The following is a 17133-nucleotide window of genomic DNA, read 5'->3' as shown; positions in this document are numbered from 1 at the left end:
GTTCAATTTGCGGGGTTCCGGGTGGCGGAGCCCGGTTCCACCACGGCGGCCAGCCCGGCCGCGGTGGGGGTGCGGAAGAACTCGGCGATGGGCAGCTCGGTCCCGAGCCGCTCGGTGATGCGGTTGCGCAGGACCACCAGCAGCATCGAATGCCCGCCGAGGGTGAACAGGTCGTCGTCGGCGCCGACGGCGGCGAGGTCCAGCACCTCCGCGAAGATCTCGCAGAGCGCCTTTTCCGTGGCCGTTTCCGGGGCCCGGCCGCGGGTTTCGAACTCGGGCGCGGGCAGCGCCGCGCGATCCAGCTTCCCGTTGGGCGTCACCGGGAAGGCGTCCAGGGGCACGATCGCCGACGGCACCATGTACTCCGGCAGCGACCGCGCGAGGAACTCCCGCAGTGCCACCGGATCAGCGGTCGCCGGAGTCGTGTACGCGACCAGCCGCTCGTCCCGGACCACGACGAGCGCCTGCGTCACGTCGTCGTGCCGGGTCAGGGCCGTCTCGACCTCGCCCGGCTCGATCCGGAAGCCCCGGATCTTCACCTGGTCGTCGGTGCGGCCGAGGTACTCCAGCTGCCCGTCCGGCCGCCACCGCACCAGGTCGCCGGTGCGGTACATCCGCTCCCCCGGCGTCCCGAAGGGATCGGCGACGAACCGGTCCGCGGTGAGTTCCGGCCGCCCGTGGTAGCCGCGGGCGAGCCCGGCGCCGGCCAGGTACAGCTCGCCCGGCACCCCGGCGGGAACCGGCGAGAGGCGGCCGTCGAGGACGTACGCGCGGGTGTTGTGCACCGGACGGCCGACCACCGGCCGGTCGGCGTCGCCGAAGCGGCCCACCAGAGCGTCCACAGTGGCCTCGGTGGGGCCGTAGAGGTTGTACGCCGCCGTGCCGGGCATCGACGCCAGGGTCTCCCACAGCGTCTGCGAGACGGCTTCACCGCCGACGCCGACGACGCCGAGGGCGCAGCGGTCATCGGCGATCACCCCGGCCGCGGCCAGCTGCGCGAAGTGCGACGGCGTGAGCTCGAGGAAGTCGAGCCCGCGCTCGCGCACCACCGCGGCCAGCCGGTCCGGGTCGCGGCGGGTGTCGTCGTCGACGACGTGCACCTCGTGCCCGTCGAGCAGCCACAGCTGCGGCTGCCAGGACGCGTCGAAGAAGAACGCCCACGCGTGCCCGACCCGCAGCCGACGGCCGCCCGCCGCGGCGACGGCCGGGCGGTAGAGCGTCTCGCGGTGGCTGTGGAACAGGTTCACCAGCCCGGAATGCGGGACGACCACACCCTTCGGCTTGCCGGTGGACCCGGACGTGTAGAGCACGTACGCCGGATTCGCGGGCGACGGCGGGGCAAGCGCCGCGTCACTGTCCACAATGTCCTCGATGAACAGCGCGCCGGGGACGGGGGCAGCGAGCGAACGGCTGGTGAGCACGAGCGCGGCACCGGCGTCGGCGAGGATCGCCGAGATCCGGTCCACCGGCTGATCCGGGTCGACCGGCAGGTACGCCGCACCCGTCTTGAACACGCCGAAGATCGCCTCGACGACCGCCGCCGACCGCGGCAGCACCAGCGCCACCACCTTCTCCGGCCCCGCGCCCTGGGACGCCAGCCACCGGGCGAGGCGGTCGGTCCGCGCGGCGAACTCCGCGAACGTGACGCGCGAGGACGCGTCGCTCAGCGCGGTCGCGTCCGGCGTCGCCGCCACCTGGGCGGCCAGCCGGTCGACGACTGTCGGCGCCGAAAGCGTCAGCGGCGCCCCGGCACCCCAGTCGCGCAGGATCCGGTCCCGTTCCGAAGAGTCGAGGACGTCGATCCGGCTGAGCGGCCGGTCCGGGTCCGCGACGACCGCCGCCAGCACCCGGACCAGGCGCTCGGTGAGCGTCCGGGCGGCCGGCTCGTCGAAGAGGTCGAGACTGTATTCGAGGTCGCCGTCGATGCCGCCGGCCGTTTCGACCAGGTCGAACGACAGGTCGAACTTCGCCTGCCGCAGCCCGGTGTCCCGGTAGGCCGCGTCCAGCCCGAGCAGCCGCTCCGGCTCCGAACCCGAGTGGTAGACCGCGAGCATGACCTGGAACAGCGGGTGCCGGGCCAGCGACCGCGGCGGGTTGAGCAGTTCGACGAGGTGCTCGAAGGGCAGGTCCTGGTGGGCGTACGCCGCCAGGTCGGCCTCCCGGACGCGGTCCAGCAGCTGCCGGAACGTCGGGTCGCCGCCGGTGTCGGTGCGCAGGACGAGCGTGTTGACGAAGAACCCGGCGAGGTCCTCCAGCGCGTGGTCGGTCCGGCCGGCCACCGGCGTGCCCAGCGGGATGTCCGTGCCCGCGCCGAGCCGGGTCAGCAGGGTGGCCAGTGCCGCCTGCAGGACCATGAACGTGCTGGTGTCGCTGCGGTGGGCCAGCTCCCGCAGGCCCCGGTGGACGTCGGCGGGCACGGTGAACGGCACGGCGGCGCCGCGGTTCGTCGACCGCGCCGGGCGGGGCCGGCCGGCCGGGAGCGCCAGCTCGTCGGGGATCCCGGCGAGGGTGTCCCGCCAGAAGGCCGCCTGGCGGCCGAGGAGGCTGTCCGGGGCGTCGGCGCGGCCGAACATCTCCCGCTGCCACAGCGTGTAGTCGGCGTACTGCACCGGCAACGGCGTCCACTGGGGACGCTGGCCGCGGAGCCGGGCCGCGTAGGCCGTGTCGAGGTCCCGCTTCAGCGGCGGCAGCGACCAGCCGTCACCCGCGATGTGGTGCACCAGCAGCACGAACACGTGCCGCTCCGGCCCGGCGGAGACGAGGGTCGCCCGGATCGGGAGCTCGGCGTCGAGGGTGAAGCAGTGCGACGCCGCCGCCGTGACGCGCTCGTCGAGCTCCGCCGCGGACACGGTCTCGGTGACCAGCACCGGGTGGGCCCGGTCGAGCACGACCTGCCGGGGCGTGCCGTGCTCCTCGACCAGGAGCGTCCGGAGGACCTCGTGGCGCGCCACGACGTCGGCCAACGCGGCCTGCAGCGCATCGATGTCGACCGGTCCGGTGAGCTCCCACGCCCACGGGATGTTGTAGGTCGCACTGGCTCCGTCGAGGCGGTCGAGGAACCACAGCCGCTGCTGGGCGAACGACAGCGGCAGGACCTCCGGCCGCCGCGCCGGGACCAGGGCCGGCCGGCTGCGGCGGCCCGGGTCCAGTGTCTCGGCGAGCCGGGCCGGGGTCGGCGCGTCGAACACGGCCCGGATCGGCACTTCGACGCCGAGCAGCGCGCGGATCCGGCTGACCAGCCGCGTCGCCAGCAGCGAGTGCCCGCCGAGGGCGAAGAACCCGTCGTCGGGGCCGACCGCCGCGACGCCGAGGACGTCGGCGAACAGCTCGCACAGCGCCTGCTCGGCCGGGGTTCGCGCGACCCGGCCGGACGAGCGGACCTCCGGCGCGGGCAGGGCGGCGCGGTCGAGCTTGCCGTGGGCGTTGACCGGCAGGTCCGGCAGCACGACGACGGCCGAGGGCACCAGGTACTCCGGCAGCCGTTCGGCCACCAGGGCCCGGAGCGCGACCGGGTCGCCCGCGGGCGCCACATAGGCGATGAGCCGGTTCTCGCGGGCGATCACGGCCGCGCGCGCCACCGCGGCGTCCGTGGTGAGCACGGCTTCGACTTCGCCGGGCTCCACCCGGAAGCCGCGGATCTTGATCTGCTGGTCGGCGCGGCCGAGGAACTCCAGCGTCCCGTCCGCGCGGCGGCGGACGACGTCACCGGTCCGGTACATCCGCTCCCCCCGCTCGAACGGTGAGGCGACGAACCGTTCGGCGGTGAGCGCCGGCCGGCCGAGGTAGCCGCGCGCGAGGCCGGCTCCGGCCAGGTACAGCTCCCCGCGCACGCCCGGCGGCACCGGCCGCAGCGCGGCGTCGAGGACGTACGCGCGGGTGTTGGCGATCGGCCGCCCGATGGCCACCGGCCCGCAGACCTGGGCGAGGCTGTCGCCCGCGACTTCCGAACAGCCGTAGAGGTTGACCAGTTTCGCCGACGGCCAGCGAGCCGCGACCTTCTCGGCGAGGGCTTCGGTCAGCGGTTCACCGCTGGTGATCCAGGTGGTCACCGCGTCGAACGCGCCGGCCGGAGCGTCCTCGGCGAAGCTGTCGAGGAGGCTCGGGACGACGGTGAGCACCTGCGCGCCGGTCTCCCGGACGAATTCGGCCATGGCGATCGGGTCGGTGGCCGTCGCGTCGTCGGCGAGGACCACGGGGTCGCCCGCGACGAGGCCGCCGAGCAGCTCGGTCGAGCCGTCGATGAACGTCAAGGCGCTCTTGGCCATCCGCACGCCTCGGGCGAGGTCCCGGCCCCAGTGCAGCCGGTTGGCCAGGGCGCGCTGGGTGCCGGCGACCGCCTTCGGGCGTCCGGTGGAGCCCGACGTGAAGATCACGTACGCCGGGTGGTCCGGGCCGATCGACGGCCAGGCCTGCTCCGCTGCGGTGTCACCCGGCTGGACCAGGCGATCCCCGAAGCCGTCTTCGGCGATGACCAGGTGCGGAGCCGCGTCGGTGAGCATCAGCTCGATGCGGTCCGCCGGGTGGTTGAGGTCGAGGGGCAGGTAGGCGGCGCCGGTCTTGAGCACCGCGAGGAGCGCGACGACCAGCTCCACCGACCGCGGCAGCGCGACCGCCACCACGCGTTCCGGGCCGGCGCCCCGCGCGAGCAGGGCCCGGGCCAGCGCTGTGGCCCGCGTGTCCAGCTCGGCATACGTGAGCCGCTCGGTGCCGAACACCAAAGCGGGAACGTCCGGTGTCCGCGCGACCTGGGCGGCGAACAGCTCGGCGGCCGTCTCCGCGGGCAGGGGTGTCGCGGGGTCGGCGGCGAGCTGGTCGCGTTCGGCGGCGGTGAGCAGGTCGACGGCGCCGATCCGGGTGTCCGGGTCGGCGACGACGGCGGCCAGGAGCACGCGGAGGCGCTCCAGGATCGCCTCGACGGTCGCGCGGTCGAAGACGTCGCTGTTGTATTCGGCCGTGCCCCGGATCCCGGTCCGGTGGCCGGGCCCCTCGCCGACGAAGAACGTCAGGTCGGCCCGCGCGGTGCCGGTGCGGACGGGTTCCTCCGCGACGGTGAGCCCCGGCAGCGCGAGGTCGGCGACGGCGTTGTTCTGCCAGGCCAGCATCGTCTGGAACAGCGGGTGGTAGGCCAGCGACCGGGCCGGGTTCAGCGCTTCGACCAGCCGCTCGAACGGCACGTCCTGGTGGGCGTAGGCGTCGAGGCTGCGCTCGCGCACCCGCGCCACGAGGTCGCGGAACGACGGATCGCCGCCGGTGTCGACCCGCAGGACGAGGGTGTTGACGAAGAAGCCGACGAGGTCGTCGAGCGCGGCGTCGGTGCGCCCGGCGATGGACGTGCCGAGCGGGATGTCGGTGCCCGCGCCGAGCCGGGTCAGCACCGCGGTGAGGCCGGCGTGCACGACCATGAACACGCTGGCCCCGCAGGCGCGGGCCAGCTCGACGAGTCCGTTGTGGAGTCCGGCGTCCCAGCCGAAGGCGAACTGCTCGCCGCGGTAGGACGCCTCCGCCGGGTGCGGCCGGTCGGTGGGCAGTTCGATCCGCTCGGGCAGCCCGGCGAGGGTGTCCCGCCAGTAGGCCAGCTGCGGTTCGATCACGGCTTCGCCGAGGACGTCCCGCTGCCACAGCGTGTAGTCCGCGTACTGCACCGGCAGCGGCGTCCACCGGGGAGCTTCGCCGGCCTGGCGGGCGGTGTAGGCCGTCGCCAGGTCTCGCCACAGCGGCGCGGTCGACCAGCCGTCCGAGGCGATGTGGTGGAACACCAGCACCAGAACGTGCTCGCGAGCGCCCAGCCGCAGCAGCTGTGCCCGCAGCGGGAGCTCCGACTCCAGCTCGAACGCCGTGCCCGCCGCCTCGGACACCGCGTCGGCGAGCGTGGCCTCGGTGACCGCGCGGACCGGCAGCGGGACCGTGACGCCGTCGAGGACGAGCTGCCGGGCTTCCCCGTCGATCCCGGGGAAGACGGTCCGCAGGGCCTCGTGGCGCTCCACCACGTCGGACAGGGCCGTGCGCAGCGCGTCGACGTCGAGGTCGCCGGTCAGCCGGACCGCCGAGGGCATGTTGTACGTCGCCGACGGGCCTTCCAGCCGGTGCAGGAACCACAGCCGCTGCTGGGCGAACGACAGCGGCAGCACGTCCGGCCGCGGCTCGGCGCGGACGAGCGCGGGCCGGGCGGGCGCCGAGCCGGACGTCGCGAGCAGGGCGGCCAGCCCGGCCACCGTCGGCGTCTCGAACACCGACCGCACCTGCAGCTCGACGCCGAAGACCGCGCGCAGGCGCGCGACCAGGCGGGTCGCCATCAGCGAATGCCCGCCGAGGGCGAAGAAGTCGTCGTCGACGCCGATCGACGACGTGTCGAGGACCTCGGCGAACAGCCCGCAGAGGACCTCTTCGACGGGTGTCCGCGGCGGACGGCCGGCGGTGACCGCCTGCCGGTCCGGGCTGGGCAGGGCGCGCCGGTCCAGCTTGCCGGACGCCAGCAGCGGGAGCCGGTCGAGGAGCACGAACGCCGAGGGCACCATGTACTGCGGCAGCCGGTCGCGCACGTGCGCCCGCAGCGCCGCCACCAGCGCGCCGGTGTCCCGCTGGCCGGCCGGGTGGTTGCCCAGCGCTTCGAGGGCGGCGCGGACGGGACGGGCCCGGTGGATCCGCGTGGGCTCGCCCGTGGTGAACACGACTTCCAGGGCACCCTCGTCCGCGGTGAGGGTCGCGTACACGCGGTAGCCGTGCCGCTCGCCGAGGTCGTGCAGGTCCTCGGGGTCCACTCCGGACCGGTCGTCCAAAGCCGACAGCGCGGTCCCGGCGTCGCCACCGGCCAGCGCGGCGACGGCGGCGAGTTCGCCGGACAGCCGGGCGTTGGGCACCCCGGTCACGCGCAGCCGGGACGGGTGCGCGGCGAGGAGCCGGTCCAGTTCGCCGACGGACTCGAAGGGCACGACCTGCTCGGCGGCCGCGGCGGGCTTCGGGGTCTTCCGCAGCACGACGTCGTAGCGGTGCCGGGTCAGCTCGTTGTGCGCCGTGCCGCGCTTGACCCACAGGTCGACGTCGTGGAAGCCGTCGAGATCCAGTGCCGTGAAGAAGTCCGGGTCGAGGACGAGTTCGCCTTCACGGGCGATCGCCTGGTCCACGGCGGCGACGTCACGGCGGCCGTGGCGCAGCTCGGTCGCCGTCCGGAACGCCCGCAGCGAACGGAGGTTCCGGATGTCGCCGAGGAAGATCACGCCGCCCGGCCGGACGTGCGCCGCGGCCGTGCGGAGGACCTCGGCGAGGTAGCCGACGCTCGGGAAGTACTGGGCGACCGAGTTGATGATCACCGTGTCGAACTCCGGCAGTTCGCCCAGGTCGTGGGCGGGCCGCGCGGCCAGGTGGACCTTGCTCGCGAACGGCGCCGCCGCGAGTTCGCGCCGCAGGTTGCCGATGGCCTTCTCGGACAGGTCGACGCCCCAGTACTCCTCGGCGTCCGGCGCGATCCGCGACAGGATCAGCCCGCTGCCGACCCCGATCTCCAGCACCCGCTTCGGCCGCAGCGCGCGGATCCGCTCGATCGTCGCCGCGTGCCACTCCCGCATCTGCTCGAGCGGGATCTCGGTGCCGTCGTAGCTGGAGTTCCAGCCGGTGAAGTTTTCCTCCAGCCCGCCGGACGCCGCTTCGGTGAAGACGTTCTCGTGCAGCTCGCGCCACTCACCGACGTGGTCCAGCTCCGCTTCTTCGTCCCGTCCGGCCGACGGCACGGCGTAGGCGATGAGCCGCCCGTCCTGGGCGACGACGACCGACTGCCCGACGGCCGGGTGTTCGGCCAGCACGGACTCGATCTCGCCCAGCTCGATCCGGTAACCGCGGATCTTGACCTGGTCATCGGCCCGGCCCAGGAACACCAACCGGCCGTCCGGCAACCACCTCACCAGGTCACCCGTGCGGTAGAGCCGCCCACCGGACCCGAACGGGTCCGCCACGAACCGCTCCGCCGTCAGCCCCGGCCGCCCGAGATACCCGCGCGCCAGACCGGAACCCGCGAGGTACAGCTCCCCCACCACCCCGGGCGGGACCGGCCGCAGCCCGGCGTCGAGCACGTACGCGCGGGTGCCCGGGTCGGGGACGCCGATGGGGACGACCGTCGCGTCCGCCAGCTCGGCCGGGTCGCTCTCCCCGAGCGTCGAGTTGGTGGTCGCCTCGGTCGGGCCGTAGGCGTTGAACATCCGCCGCCCCGGCGCCCACCGGCGCACCAGCTCCGGCGACACCCGCTCGGTGCCGGCCAGCAGCACGCTGTCCCGGGGCAGGTCGCAGTCCTCGGGGAATTCGGCGAGCAGGGCGGGCGGCAGGATCATGAAGTCGACGCCGTGCGCGTGCGCGTACTCGGTGAGCGCCGGCCCGGCGACCCGCCGCTTGGCCGGGACCACGACCAGCCGGCCGCCGGAGAGCAGGCCGAGGCAGAGGTCCCAGAAGGCGACGTCGAAACTCGGGGACGCGAACTGCAGCACCCGGCTGTGCGGGCCCACGCCGAAGCGGTCGACCTGGGTGGCGACCAGCTTCGCGACACCGGAGTGCTGGAGGACGACCCCCTTCGGCCGTCCGGACGAGCCGGACGTGTAGATCACGTACGCCGCGTTCTCCGGCCTGACCGTCACTTCGGGGTCCACTGTGGACGCCGCGTCGAGGGCCGGGTCGTCGAGGAGGACCCGAGGCAGCGTCGCGGGCAGCTTCGCCTCGACGTCCCGGGTGGTCACCACGCAGACCGGGCCCGCGTCCTCGACCATGTAGGCGATCCGGTCGCCCGGGTAGTCGACGTCGACGGGCAGGTACGCGGCTCCGGCCTTGAGCACCGCCAGCTCGGCGATGATCATCTCCGCCGACCGCGGCACGGCCAGCGCGACGACGCGCTCCGGGCCGGCGCCGCGGTCGAGCAGCAGGTGCGCGAGGCGGTTGGCGCGGGCGTTCACCTCGGCGTAGGTGAGCTCGACGTCCTCGAACACGAGCGCCACGGCGCCGGGGGCCTCGGCGACGCGGCGGGCGAACAGCCCGGGGAACGTCTCGGTGCCCGCCGGTTCGACGCAGCCGGCCCACTCGGTGAGCACCCGGTCCCGTTCGTCCCCCTCGAGCAGGTCGAGGGCGCCGACGGGCCGGTCGGGCTCGGCCAAGGCCGCGCGCAGCAGCACTTCGAGCCGGCGCAGGATCGCGTTCGCGCCCGCGTGGTCGAAGACGTCGGCGTTGAACTCGAGCACCCCGGCGATCCCGGAGTCGCGCTCGGTCAGCGAGATCGACAGGTCGAACTTCGCCGTCCCGGTGGTCACCGGGACCTCCGTGACGGCCAGGCCGGGCAGGGTCACCTCGGCGCGGGCGTTGTTCTGCCCGGCGATCATCACCTGGAACAGCGGGTGGTACGACAGGGACCGCGCCGGGTTGAGCACCTCGACCAGCCGCTCGAACGGGACGTCCTGGTGGGCGTACGCGTCGAGGTTGCGCTCGCGGACCCGGGCGAGGAGCTCGCGGAAGGTCGGCTCGCCGCCGGTGTCCACCCGCAGGACCAGGGTGTTGACGAAGAAGCCGACGAGGTCGTCCAGCGCCGGATCGGTCCGGCCGGCGATGGGCGAGCCGATCGGCACGTCGGTGCCCGCGCCGAGCCGCGTGAGCAGGGCGGCGAGGGCCGCGTGCACGACCATGAACACGCTGGCGCCGCACTCGCGGGCCAGCCCGGCCAGCCCGGCGTGGAGCCCGGCGTCCCAGGTGAAGGTGTGCAGCTCGCCGCGGAACGTCGCGGTCGCCGGGTGCGGCCGGTCCAGCGGCAGCTCGATCCGGTCGGGCAGGCCCTCCAGTGCCGTCCGCCAGTAGTCCAGCTGCGCGCTGAGCACGCTGTCCGGATCGTCCTCGCGGCCGAGCAGGTCCTGCTGCCACAGCGTGTAATCCGCGTACTGCACCGGCAACGGTGTCCACTGTGGAGTTTCCCCGGCCCGGCGGGCGGCGTAGGCCGTGGCGATGTCGCGCCACAGCGGCGCCATCGACCAGCCGTCGGAGGCGATGTGGTGGAACACCAGCGCGAAGACGTGCTCGCGGGCCCCCAGCCGCAGCAGCTCCGCGCGCATCGGCGCGTGCCGCTCCAGGTCGAACGAGCCGCGGACCAGGCCGGTCAGCGCCGCATCGAGGTCGGCGACCTCGCGCACCGGCAGGCGGACCTCCTCGGGCGGCAGGATGTCCTGGTACGGCACGCCGTCCCGCTGCGGGAACCGGGTGCGCAGCGCCTCGTGGCGGGCGACCACGTCCGACAGCGCCCAGCGCAGCGCTTCGGCGTCGAGGTCACCTTCGAGCCGCATGACCAGCGGGACGTTGTAGGTGGCCGAGGGCCCTTCGAGGTGGTGCAGGAACCACAGCCGCTGCTGGGCACCGGAAAGGGGGACGAGGTCCGGGCGGCGGGTGGCGGCCAGGGGCGGCCGCGCGGTCCCGCGGGCGGTGGCCAGCACCCCGGCCAGGCCGGCCGGGGTCGGTGTCTCGAAGACCGCCCGCACCTCGAGCTCGGCCCCCAGCGCGGTGCGGACGCGGGCGATCAGCCGGGTGGCCAGCAGCGAATGGCCGCCGAGCGCGAAGAAGCTGTCGTCCGGGCCGACCCGCGGCAGGCCGAGGACGTCGGCGAACAGCTCGCACAGCTGCCGTTCGACCGGCGTGCGCGGCTCGCGGTCCGAGACCGGCGCGCGCACCTCCGGCGCCGGCAGCGCCCGGCGGTCGAGCTTGCCGTTCGCCGTCACCGGCAGCGCGTCGAGCACGACGATCGCCGAGGGCACCATGTGCTCGGGCAGCCGCTCGGCGGCGAAGGTGCGCAGGTCCGCGGGCAGGGTGGTGCTCCGGCCGGCGAATCCGTCCTCGGCCGGGACGACGTACCCGGCCAGCCGGACGTCGCCGGGCCGGTCTTCCCGGGCGACGACGACGGCGTGGGCGACGTCCTCGTGCGCGGACAGGGTCGCGGCGATCTCGCCGGGCTCGACGCGGAACCCGCGGATCTTGACCTGCTCGTCGCCGCGGCCGAGGAACTCCAGGACGCCGTCGGGGCGGAAGCGGGCGAGGTCGCCGGTGCGGTACATCCGGGTGCCCGGCGCGCCGAACGGGTCGGCGACGAACCGCTCGGCGGTGAGCCCGGCCCGGCCGAGGTAGCCGCGGGCGAGCTGGACGCCGGCCAGGTACAGCTCGCCGGGCGTGCCCGGCGGCACCGGGCGCAGGGCGGCGTCGAGGACGTAGGTGCGGGTGTTCCACACCGGACGTCCGATCGGGACCGAAGTGTCCTCGGTGGACGTCCGCCACGACGTGACGTCGACCGAGGCTTCGGTCGGCCCGTAGAGGTTGTGCAGTTCGGCGTCCAGCACCCGGCCGAACCGCGCGACCGCGTCCGGCGGCAGCGCCTCACCGCTGCACAGCACCCGGCGCAGGCTCGTGCACTCCCCCGCCGCCGGCTCCTGGAGGAAGACCTGCAGCATCGACGGGACGAAGTGGACGGTCGTGACGCCGCGTTCGCGGATCAGCCGGGCGAGGTAGGCCGGGTCCTTGTGGCCGTCCGGCCGGGCGAGCACCTCGGTGGCGCCGGTGATCAGCGGCCAGAGGAACTCCCACACCGACACGTCGAAGCTGGACGGCGTCTTCTGCAGCACGCGGTCCCCGGCGGTGAGGCCGTACTCGTCCTGCATCCACAGCAGCCGGTTGACGATGCCGGCGTGCGGGACGACGACGCCCTTCGGCCGGCCCGTCGACCCGGAGGTGTAGATGACGTAGGCCGGGTGCTCCGGCCGGCACACGACGTCGAGGGGCGTGTCCGGCACTCCGGCCAGGGTGTCCGGGTCGTCCAGCAGCAGCGCGCCCGGGACGGCGGTCTCCGCGACGGCCAGTACCAGCGCCGGGCCGGCGTCTTCGAGCATGAACGCGATGCGGCCGGCCGGGTAGCCGGGGTCGAGCGGCAGGTAGGCCGCGCCCGTCTTCAGCACGGCGAGGATGGCCGTGACCAGGTGCGTGGAGCGGGGCAGCGCCAGTGCGACCACGCGTTCGGGCCCGGCTCCGCGCGCGGCCAGCACGCGGGCCAGCCGGGTGGAGACGGCGTCCAGCTCGGCGTAGGTGAGTTGTTCGTCTTCGAAGACCAGCGCCGGGTGGTCGGGCGTCCGCGCGACCTGGGCGGCGAAGAGCTCGGGGACGGTGACCACGGGAACGTCTTCGATCGCGCCCGACCAGGTGCTTTCGAGGCCGTCGCGCTCGGCCGGGGTGAGCACCTCCAGCGAGCCGAGCCGCCGGTCCGGGGCGGCGACGACCTGCCGGAGCAGGGTTTCCAGGCGGTCGAGCAGGCCGGTCACGGTGGCCCGGTCGAACACCTCGGCGTTGAACTCGGCCAGGCCGTGCAGGCCGTCGGCCCGCTCGGTGAAGGAGAACCACAGGTCGAACTTGGCCGTGCCGGTGCCGACGGGCTGCCCGGTCACGGTCAGGCCGGGCAGCTCGACGCCGGTCCCGGGGGTGTTCTGCCAGGCGAGCATGGTCTGGAACAGCGGGTGGTGCGCCAGCGACCGGGCCGGGTTCACCGCTTCGACCAGCCGCTCGAACGGCACGTCCTGGTGGGCGTAGGCGTCGAGGCCGCGCTCGCGCACCCGCGCCACGAGATCGCGGAACGACGGATCGCCGCCGGTGTCCACCCGCAGGACCAGGGTGTTGACGAAGAAGCCGACGAGGTCGTCCAGTGCCGGGTCGCCGCGACCGGCGACCGGGGTGCCGATCGGGATGTCGGTGCCCGCGCCGAGCCGCGACAGCAGGGCGGCCAGGCCCGCGTGCACGATCATGAACGGGCTGGCCCCGCAGGCGCGCGCGAGGCCGGCGAGCCCGGCCCGCAGCCCGGCGTCCCAGGCGAAGGCGAAGAACTCGCCGCGGTGGGCCGACACCGGCGGGTGCGGCCGGTCGAGCGGGAGCGCGATGCGGTCGGGCAGGCCGGCCAGGGTTTTCCGCCAGTAGGCGAGCTGGGCCGGCTCCTCCGTGGCCAGCAGCTCGCGCTGCCAGAGCGTGTAGTCCGCGTACTGCACCGGCAACGGAGTCCACTGTGGAGCGTCGCCGTGGAGGCGGGCGCGGTAGGCGGTGGCGATGTCCCGCCACAGCGGGGTGAGCGACCAGCCGTCGGCGGCGATGTGGTGCAGGACCAGGACCAGCACGTGCCGCCGCGGGCCGGCGGTGAGCAGTTCCGCGCGCACCGGCACCCCGGCGCCGAGGTCGAACACGCCGCGGACCAGCCGGGCCACCTCGCTGTCGGCGTCCGCCACTTCCCGGACGGTGAGCTCCACCGTTCCTTCGGGCAGGACCCGCTGGTACGGGACGCCGTCGGCGACGGGGAAGACGGTCCGCAGGGCCTCGTGCCGGGCGACGACGTCGTTGAGCGCCGAGCGCAGCGCTTCGACGTCCAGCTCCCCGGCCAGGCGCATGACCAGCGGGACGTTGTAGGTCGCCGAGCCGCCTTCCAGGCCGTGCAGGAACCACAGCCGCTGCTGCGCGAAGGACAGCGGCAGCCGCTCGGGCCGTTCGGTGACGCGGGTCAGCGGACGGCGTTCGGTGCCGGTGACGGCTCCGGTGACCAGCTCCGCGAGCGCGGCGGGCGCCGGGGCGTCGAACACCGCCCGCACCGGCACCTCGGCGCCGACGGCGGCGCGGATCCGCTGGATCAGCCGGGTGGCCAGCAGCGAGTGCCCGCCGAGGGCGAAGAAGTCGTCGTCCGGCCCGGCCTGCGGCAGGCCCAGGACGTCGGCGAACATCTCGCACAGCAGCTGCTCGACGGGGGTGCGCGGCGCGCGGCCGGGCCCGGCAGTGAACCGCTCGGGGCTGGGCAGGGCCTTGCGGTCCAGCTTGCCGGAGGCGAGCACCGGCAGCTTGTCCAGCACGACGAACGCCGAGGGCACCATGTACAGCGGCAGCCGGTCGCGCACGTGCGCCCGCAGCGACGCCACGAGCGCACCGGTTTCGCGCCGCGCCGCGGGGTTGTTGGCGTAGGACCCCGGCGCGCCCGTCTGCCGCACCGGGCGGTACGCGGGACCGTCTTCGCCCCTCGAGAAGACGGCTTCCAGTTCACCGCCGTCGGCCGCCGGCGTGACCGCCACGCGGTAGCCGATCCGCTCACCGAGCTCATACAGCGCTTCGGGGTCGACACCGTCGCGCCGGCCGAGGGCGGTCAGGGCCGCCTCGGCGTCCCCGGTGTCCAGGGCGCGGACCGCGGCCAGCTCGCCGGCCAGCCGGGCGTCCGGGATCGCGGTGACCCGCAGCCGCGCCGGCGTCTCGGCGGTCAGGAACCGCTCCACGGCCTCGAGGTCGCCGTACGCGACGACCTGCTCGTCGACCGGCTCGGGCCGCGGCGCCTTCCGCAGGACGACGTCGTAGCGGTGGCGGGTCAGCTCGTTGTGCGCGGTGCCGCGCTTCACCCACAGGTCGACCTCGCCGAAGCCGTCGAGGCCACGGGCCAGTGCCGGGAAGAAGTCGGGGTCGAGGACCAGCTCGCCCTCGCGGGCGATCGCCTGGTCGACCGCGGCGACGTCGGCCCGGCCGCGGTGCAGCTCGACGGCCGTCCGGAAGGGCCGCAGCGAGCGCAGGTTGCGGATGTCGCCGAGGAAGATCGTGCCGCCCGGGGCCAGCAGATCCGCGGCCGTCCTGACGACCTCGGCGAGGTAGTCCGCGCTGGGGAAGTACTGGGCGACGGAGTTGATGATCACGGTGTCGAACGGCTCGTCCGGCAGTTCGCCCAGGTCGTGGGCGGGCCGTGCGGCGAGGTGGACCTTGCCGGCCAGCTCCGGCACGGCGGCGACCTCGCGGCGGACGTTCTCGACGGCACTCTCGGAAAGGTCGACGCCCCAGTAGGTTTCGGCGTCCGGCGCGATCCGCGACAGGATCAGCCCGCTGCCGACCCCGATCTCCAGGACGCGCTCCGGCCGCAGCGCGCGGATCCGCTCGATCGTCGCCGCGTGCCACTCCCGCATCTGCTCGAGGGGGATTTCGGTGCCGTCGTAGCTGGAGTTCCAGCCCGCGAAGTTCTCTTCGATGCCGTGGGAACCGGCGAGCATCTCCTCGTGGACGTCGTGCCATTCGTCGACGTGGCCCTGCTCGGCCGCCTGGTCGCGGTCGGGCACGGGCACCGCGTACGCGATCAGCTGCCCGTCCTGGGCGACGACGACCGACTGGCCGACGCGCGGGTGCTCGGCCAGGACCGACTCGATCTCGCCCAGCTCGATCCGGTAGCCGCGGATCTTGACCTGGTCGTCGGCCCGGCCCAGGAACACCAGACGGCCGTCCGGCAACCACTTCACCAGGTCACCCGTGCGGTAGAGCCGCCCACCGGACCCGAACGGGTCCGCCACGAACCGCTCCGCCGTCAGCCCCGGACGCCCGAGATACCCGCGCGCCAGACCGGAACCCGCGAGGTATAGCTCGCCGACGACCCCGACCGGCACCGGCGCGAGGGCCGCGTCGAGGACGTACGCCCGGGTCCCGGGGTCGGGCACCCCGATCGGCACCGCCGAGCCGGGGGCGATCTCCGGATCGCAGAGGCCGAGCGTGGAGTTGGTCGTCGCCTCGGTCGGGCCGTAGGCGTTGAACATCCGCCGCCCCGGCGCCCACCGGCGCACCAGCTCCGGCGACACCCGCTCGGTGCCGGCCAGCAGCACGCTGTCCCGGGGCAGGTCGCAGTCCTCGGGGAATTCGGCGAGCAGGGCGGGCGGCAGGATCATGAAGTCGACGCCGTGCGCGTGCGCGTATTCGGCCAGCTCCGGACCGGGCACCCGGCGTTCGGCCGGGACGATCACCAGGCGGCCGCCGGAGAGCAGGCCCAGGCACAGGTCCCAGAAGGCGACATCGAAACTCGGGGACGCGAACTGCAGCACCCGGCTGTGCGGGCCGACGCCGAAGCGTTCGGACTGCGTCGCGACGAGCTTCGCGACCCCCGCGTGGGAGACGACGACGCCCTTGGGCCGCCCGGTGGAGCCGGAGGTGTAGATGACGTAGGCGGCGTTGGCCGGGACGATCGCCGCGGCCGGGTCCGTCGCCGGTTCGCCGTCGGTGTCCAGCTCGTCGAGGAGCAGGACGTCACCGTCGAAGCGGCCGGCGAGCTCGCCGGTGGTCACCACGCACACCGGGCGCGCGTCGGCGACCATGAAGGCGAGGCGTTCGGCCGGGTAGTCCTGATCCAGCGGCAGGTACGCGGCGCCGGCCTTGAGCACGGCGAGCTCGGCCACGATCATCTCCGGCGAGCGCGGCACGGCGAGGGCGACGACCCGTTCCGGCCCGGCGCCGCGGCCGACGAGGGCGTGGGCGAGCCGGTTGGCGCGGACGTCGAGTTCGGCGTAGGTGAGTTCCTCGTCCTCGAAGACGAGGGCCACGGCGTCCGGTGCCTCCCGGACGCGGGCGGCGAACAGCTCCGGCAGCGTGGCCAGGGGCGCCGCGAGGTCCGTGTCGTTCCACTCTTCGAGGACGCGGTGCAGTTCCGGCGCCGTCATCAGGTCCAGCCGGGTCACCGGCCACTGTGGACGATCGTGGGCGTCGGCGAGGAGGTGCCCGAAGTGGTCCAGCATGCGGTCCACAGTGGATTCGTCGAGGACGTCGGCACGGTAGTCCGCGACGAGCACGTCACCCTCGAGGAGCAGGTTCAGGTCGAGCGGGAGCGCGGTTTCCGCGCCGAAGCCGACGTTGACGAGCACCGATCCCCCGCGGCCGGGCTCGGGTGCCAGCTCGCCGATCAGGTCGTCCACGGGAACTTCGTGGGCCAGCGCCGCATCCCGTGCCTCGCGCACGCGGGTGACGACGTCGGCGAAACCGGGCGCGCCGCCGAGGTCGACCCGCAGCGGCACCAGCGCGCCGATGCCGAGCACGACGTCCGGGGTGCCCGCGTACCGGGACAGCAGGACGGCGAACGCCGCCAGCAGGGCCGCCTCGTCGGCCGCGGGCCGCGGCCGGGTGAGCCGCGCCCGCGCGCCGGGCTCCGCCGGGTACGGCCGGTCGACCGGCAGCGGCAGCTCCTTCGGCGCCGAAGCGAGCCGGTCGCGCCAGAATCCGAGCCTCGACACCTGCTGCTGCACAGCGTCACCGTTGCTCACCGGTAGACCAGCCTCCCGCTGCTCACGGCGCCCCGATCGGGACGCGAAGTTAGGTGACCCTAACAAA

At 74.3% G+C, this 17133-nt stretch carries 1 protein-coding gene; it reads right to left on the bottom strand.

Annotation, left to right across the window (positions count from 1 at the left end):
- Positions 1 to 2: 2 nt before the first annotated feature.
- Positions 3 to 17048, bottom strand: coding sequence for a non-ribosomal peptide synthetase (locus tag DV20_RS35230; RefSeq protein ID WP_235191071.1), 17046 nt, complete (start codon positions 17046 to 17048; stop codon positions 3 to 5).
- Between the last annotated feature and the right edge of the window lie 85 nt (positions 17049 to 17133).

Origin of the sequence: Amycolatopsis rifamycinica (genome assembly GCF_000695625.1) — a bacterium.
Classification (GTDB): domain Bacteria; phylum Actinomycetota; class Actinomycetes; order Mycobacteriales; family Pseudonocardiaceae; genus Amycolatopsis; species Amycolatopsis rifamycinica.
The sequence above is the reverse complement of the archived record's forward strand: the minus strand, read 5'-3'. Positions and strand labels throughout refer to the sequence as shown.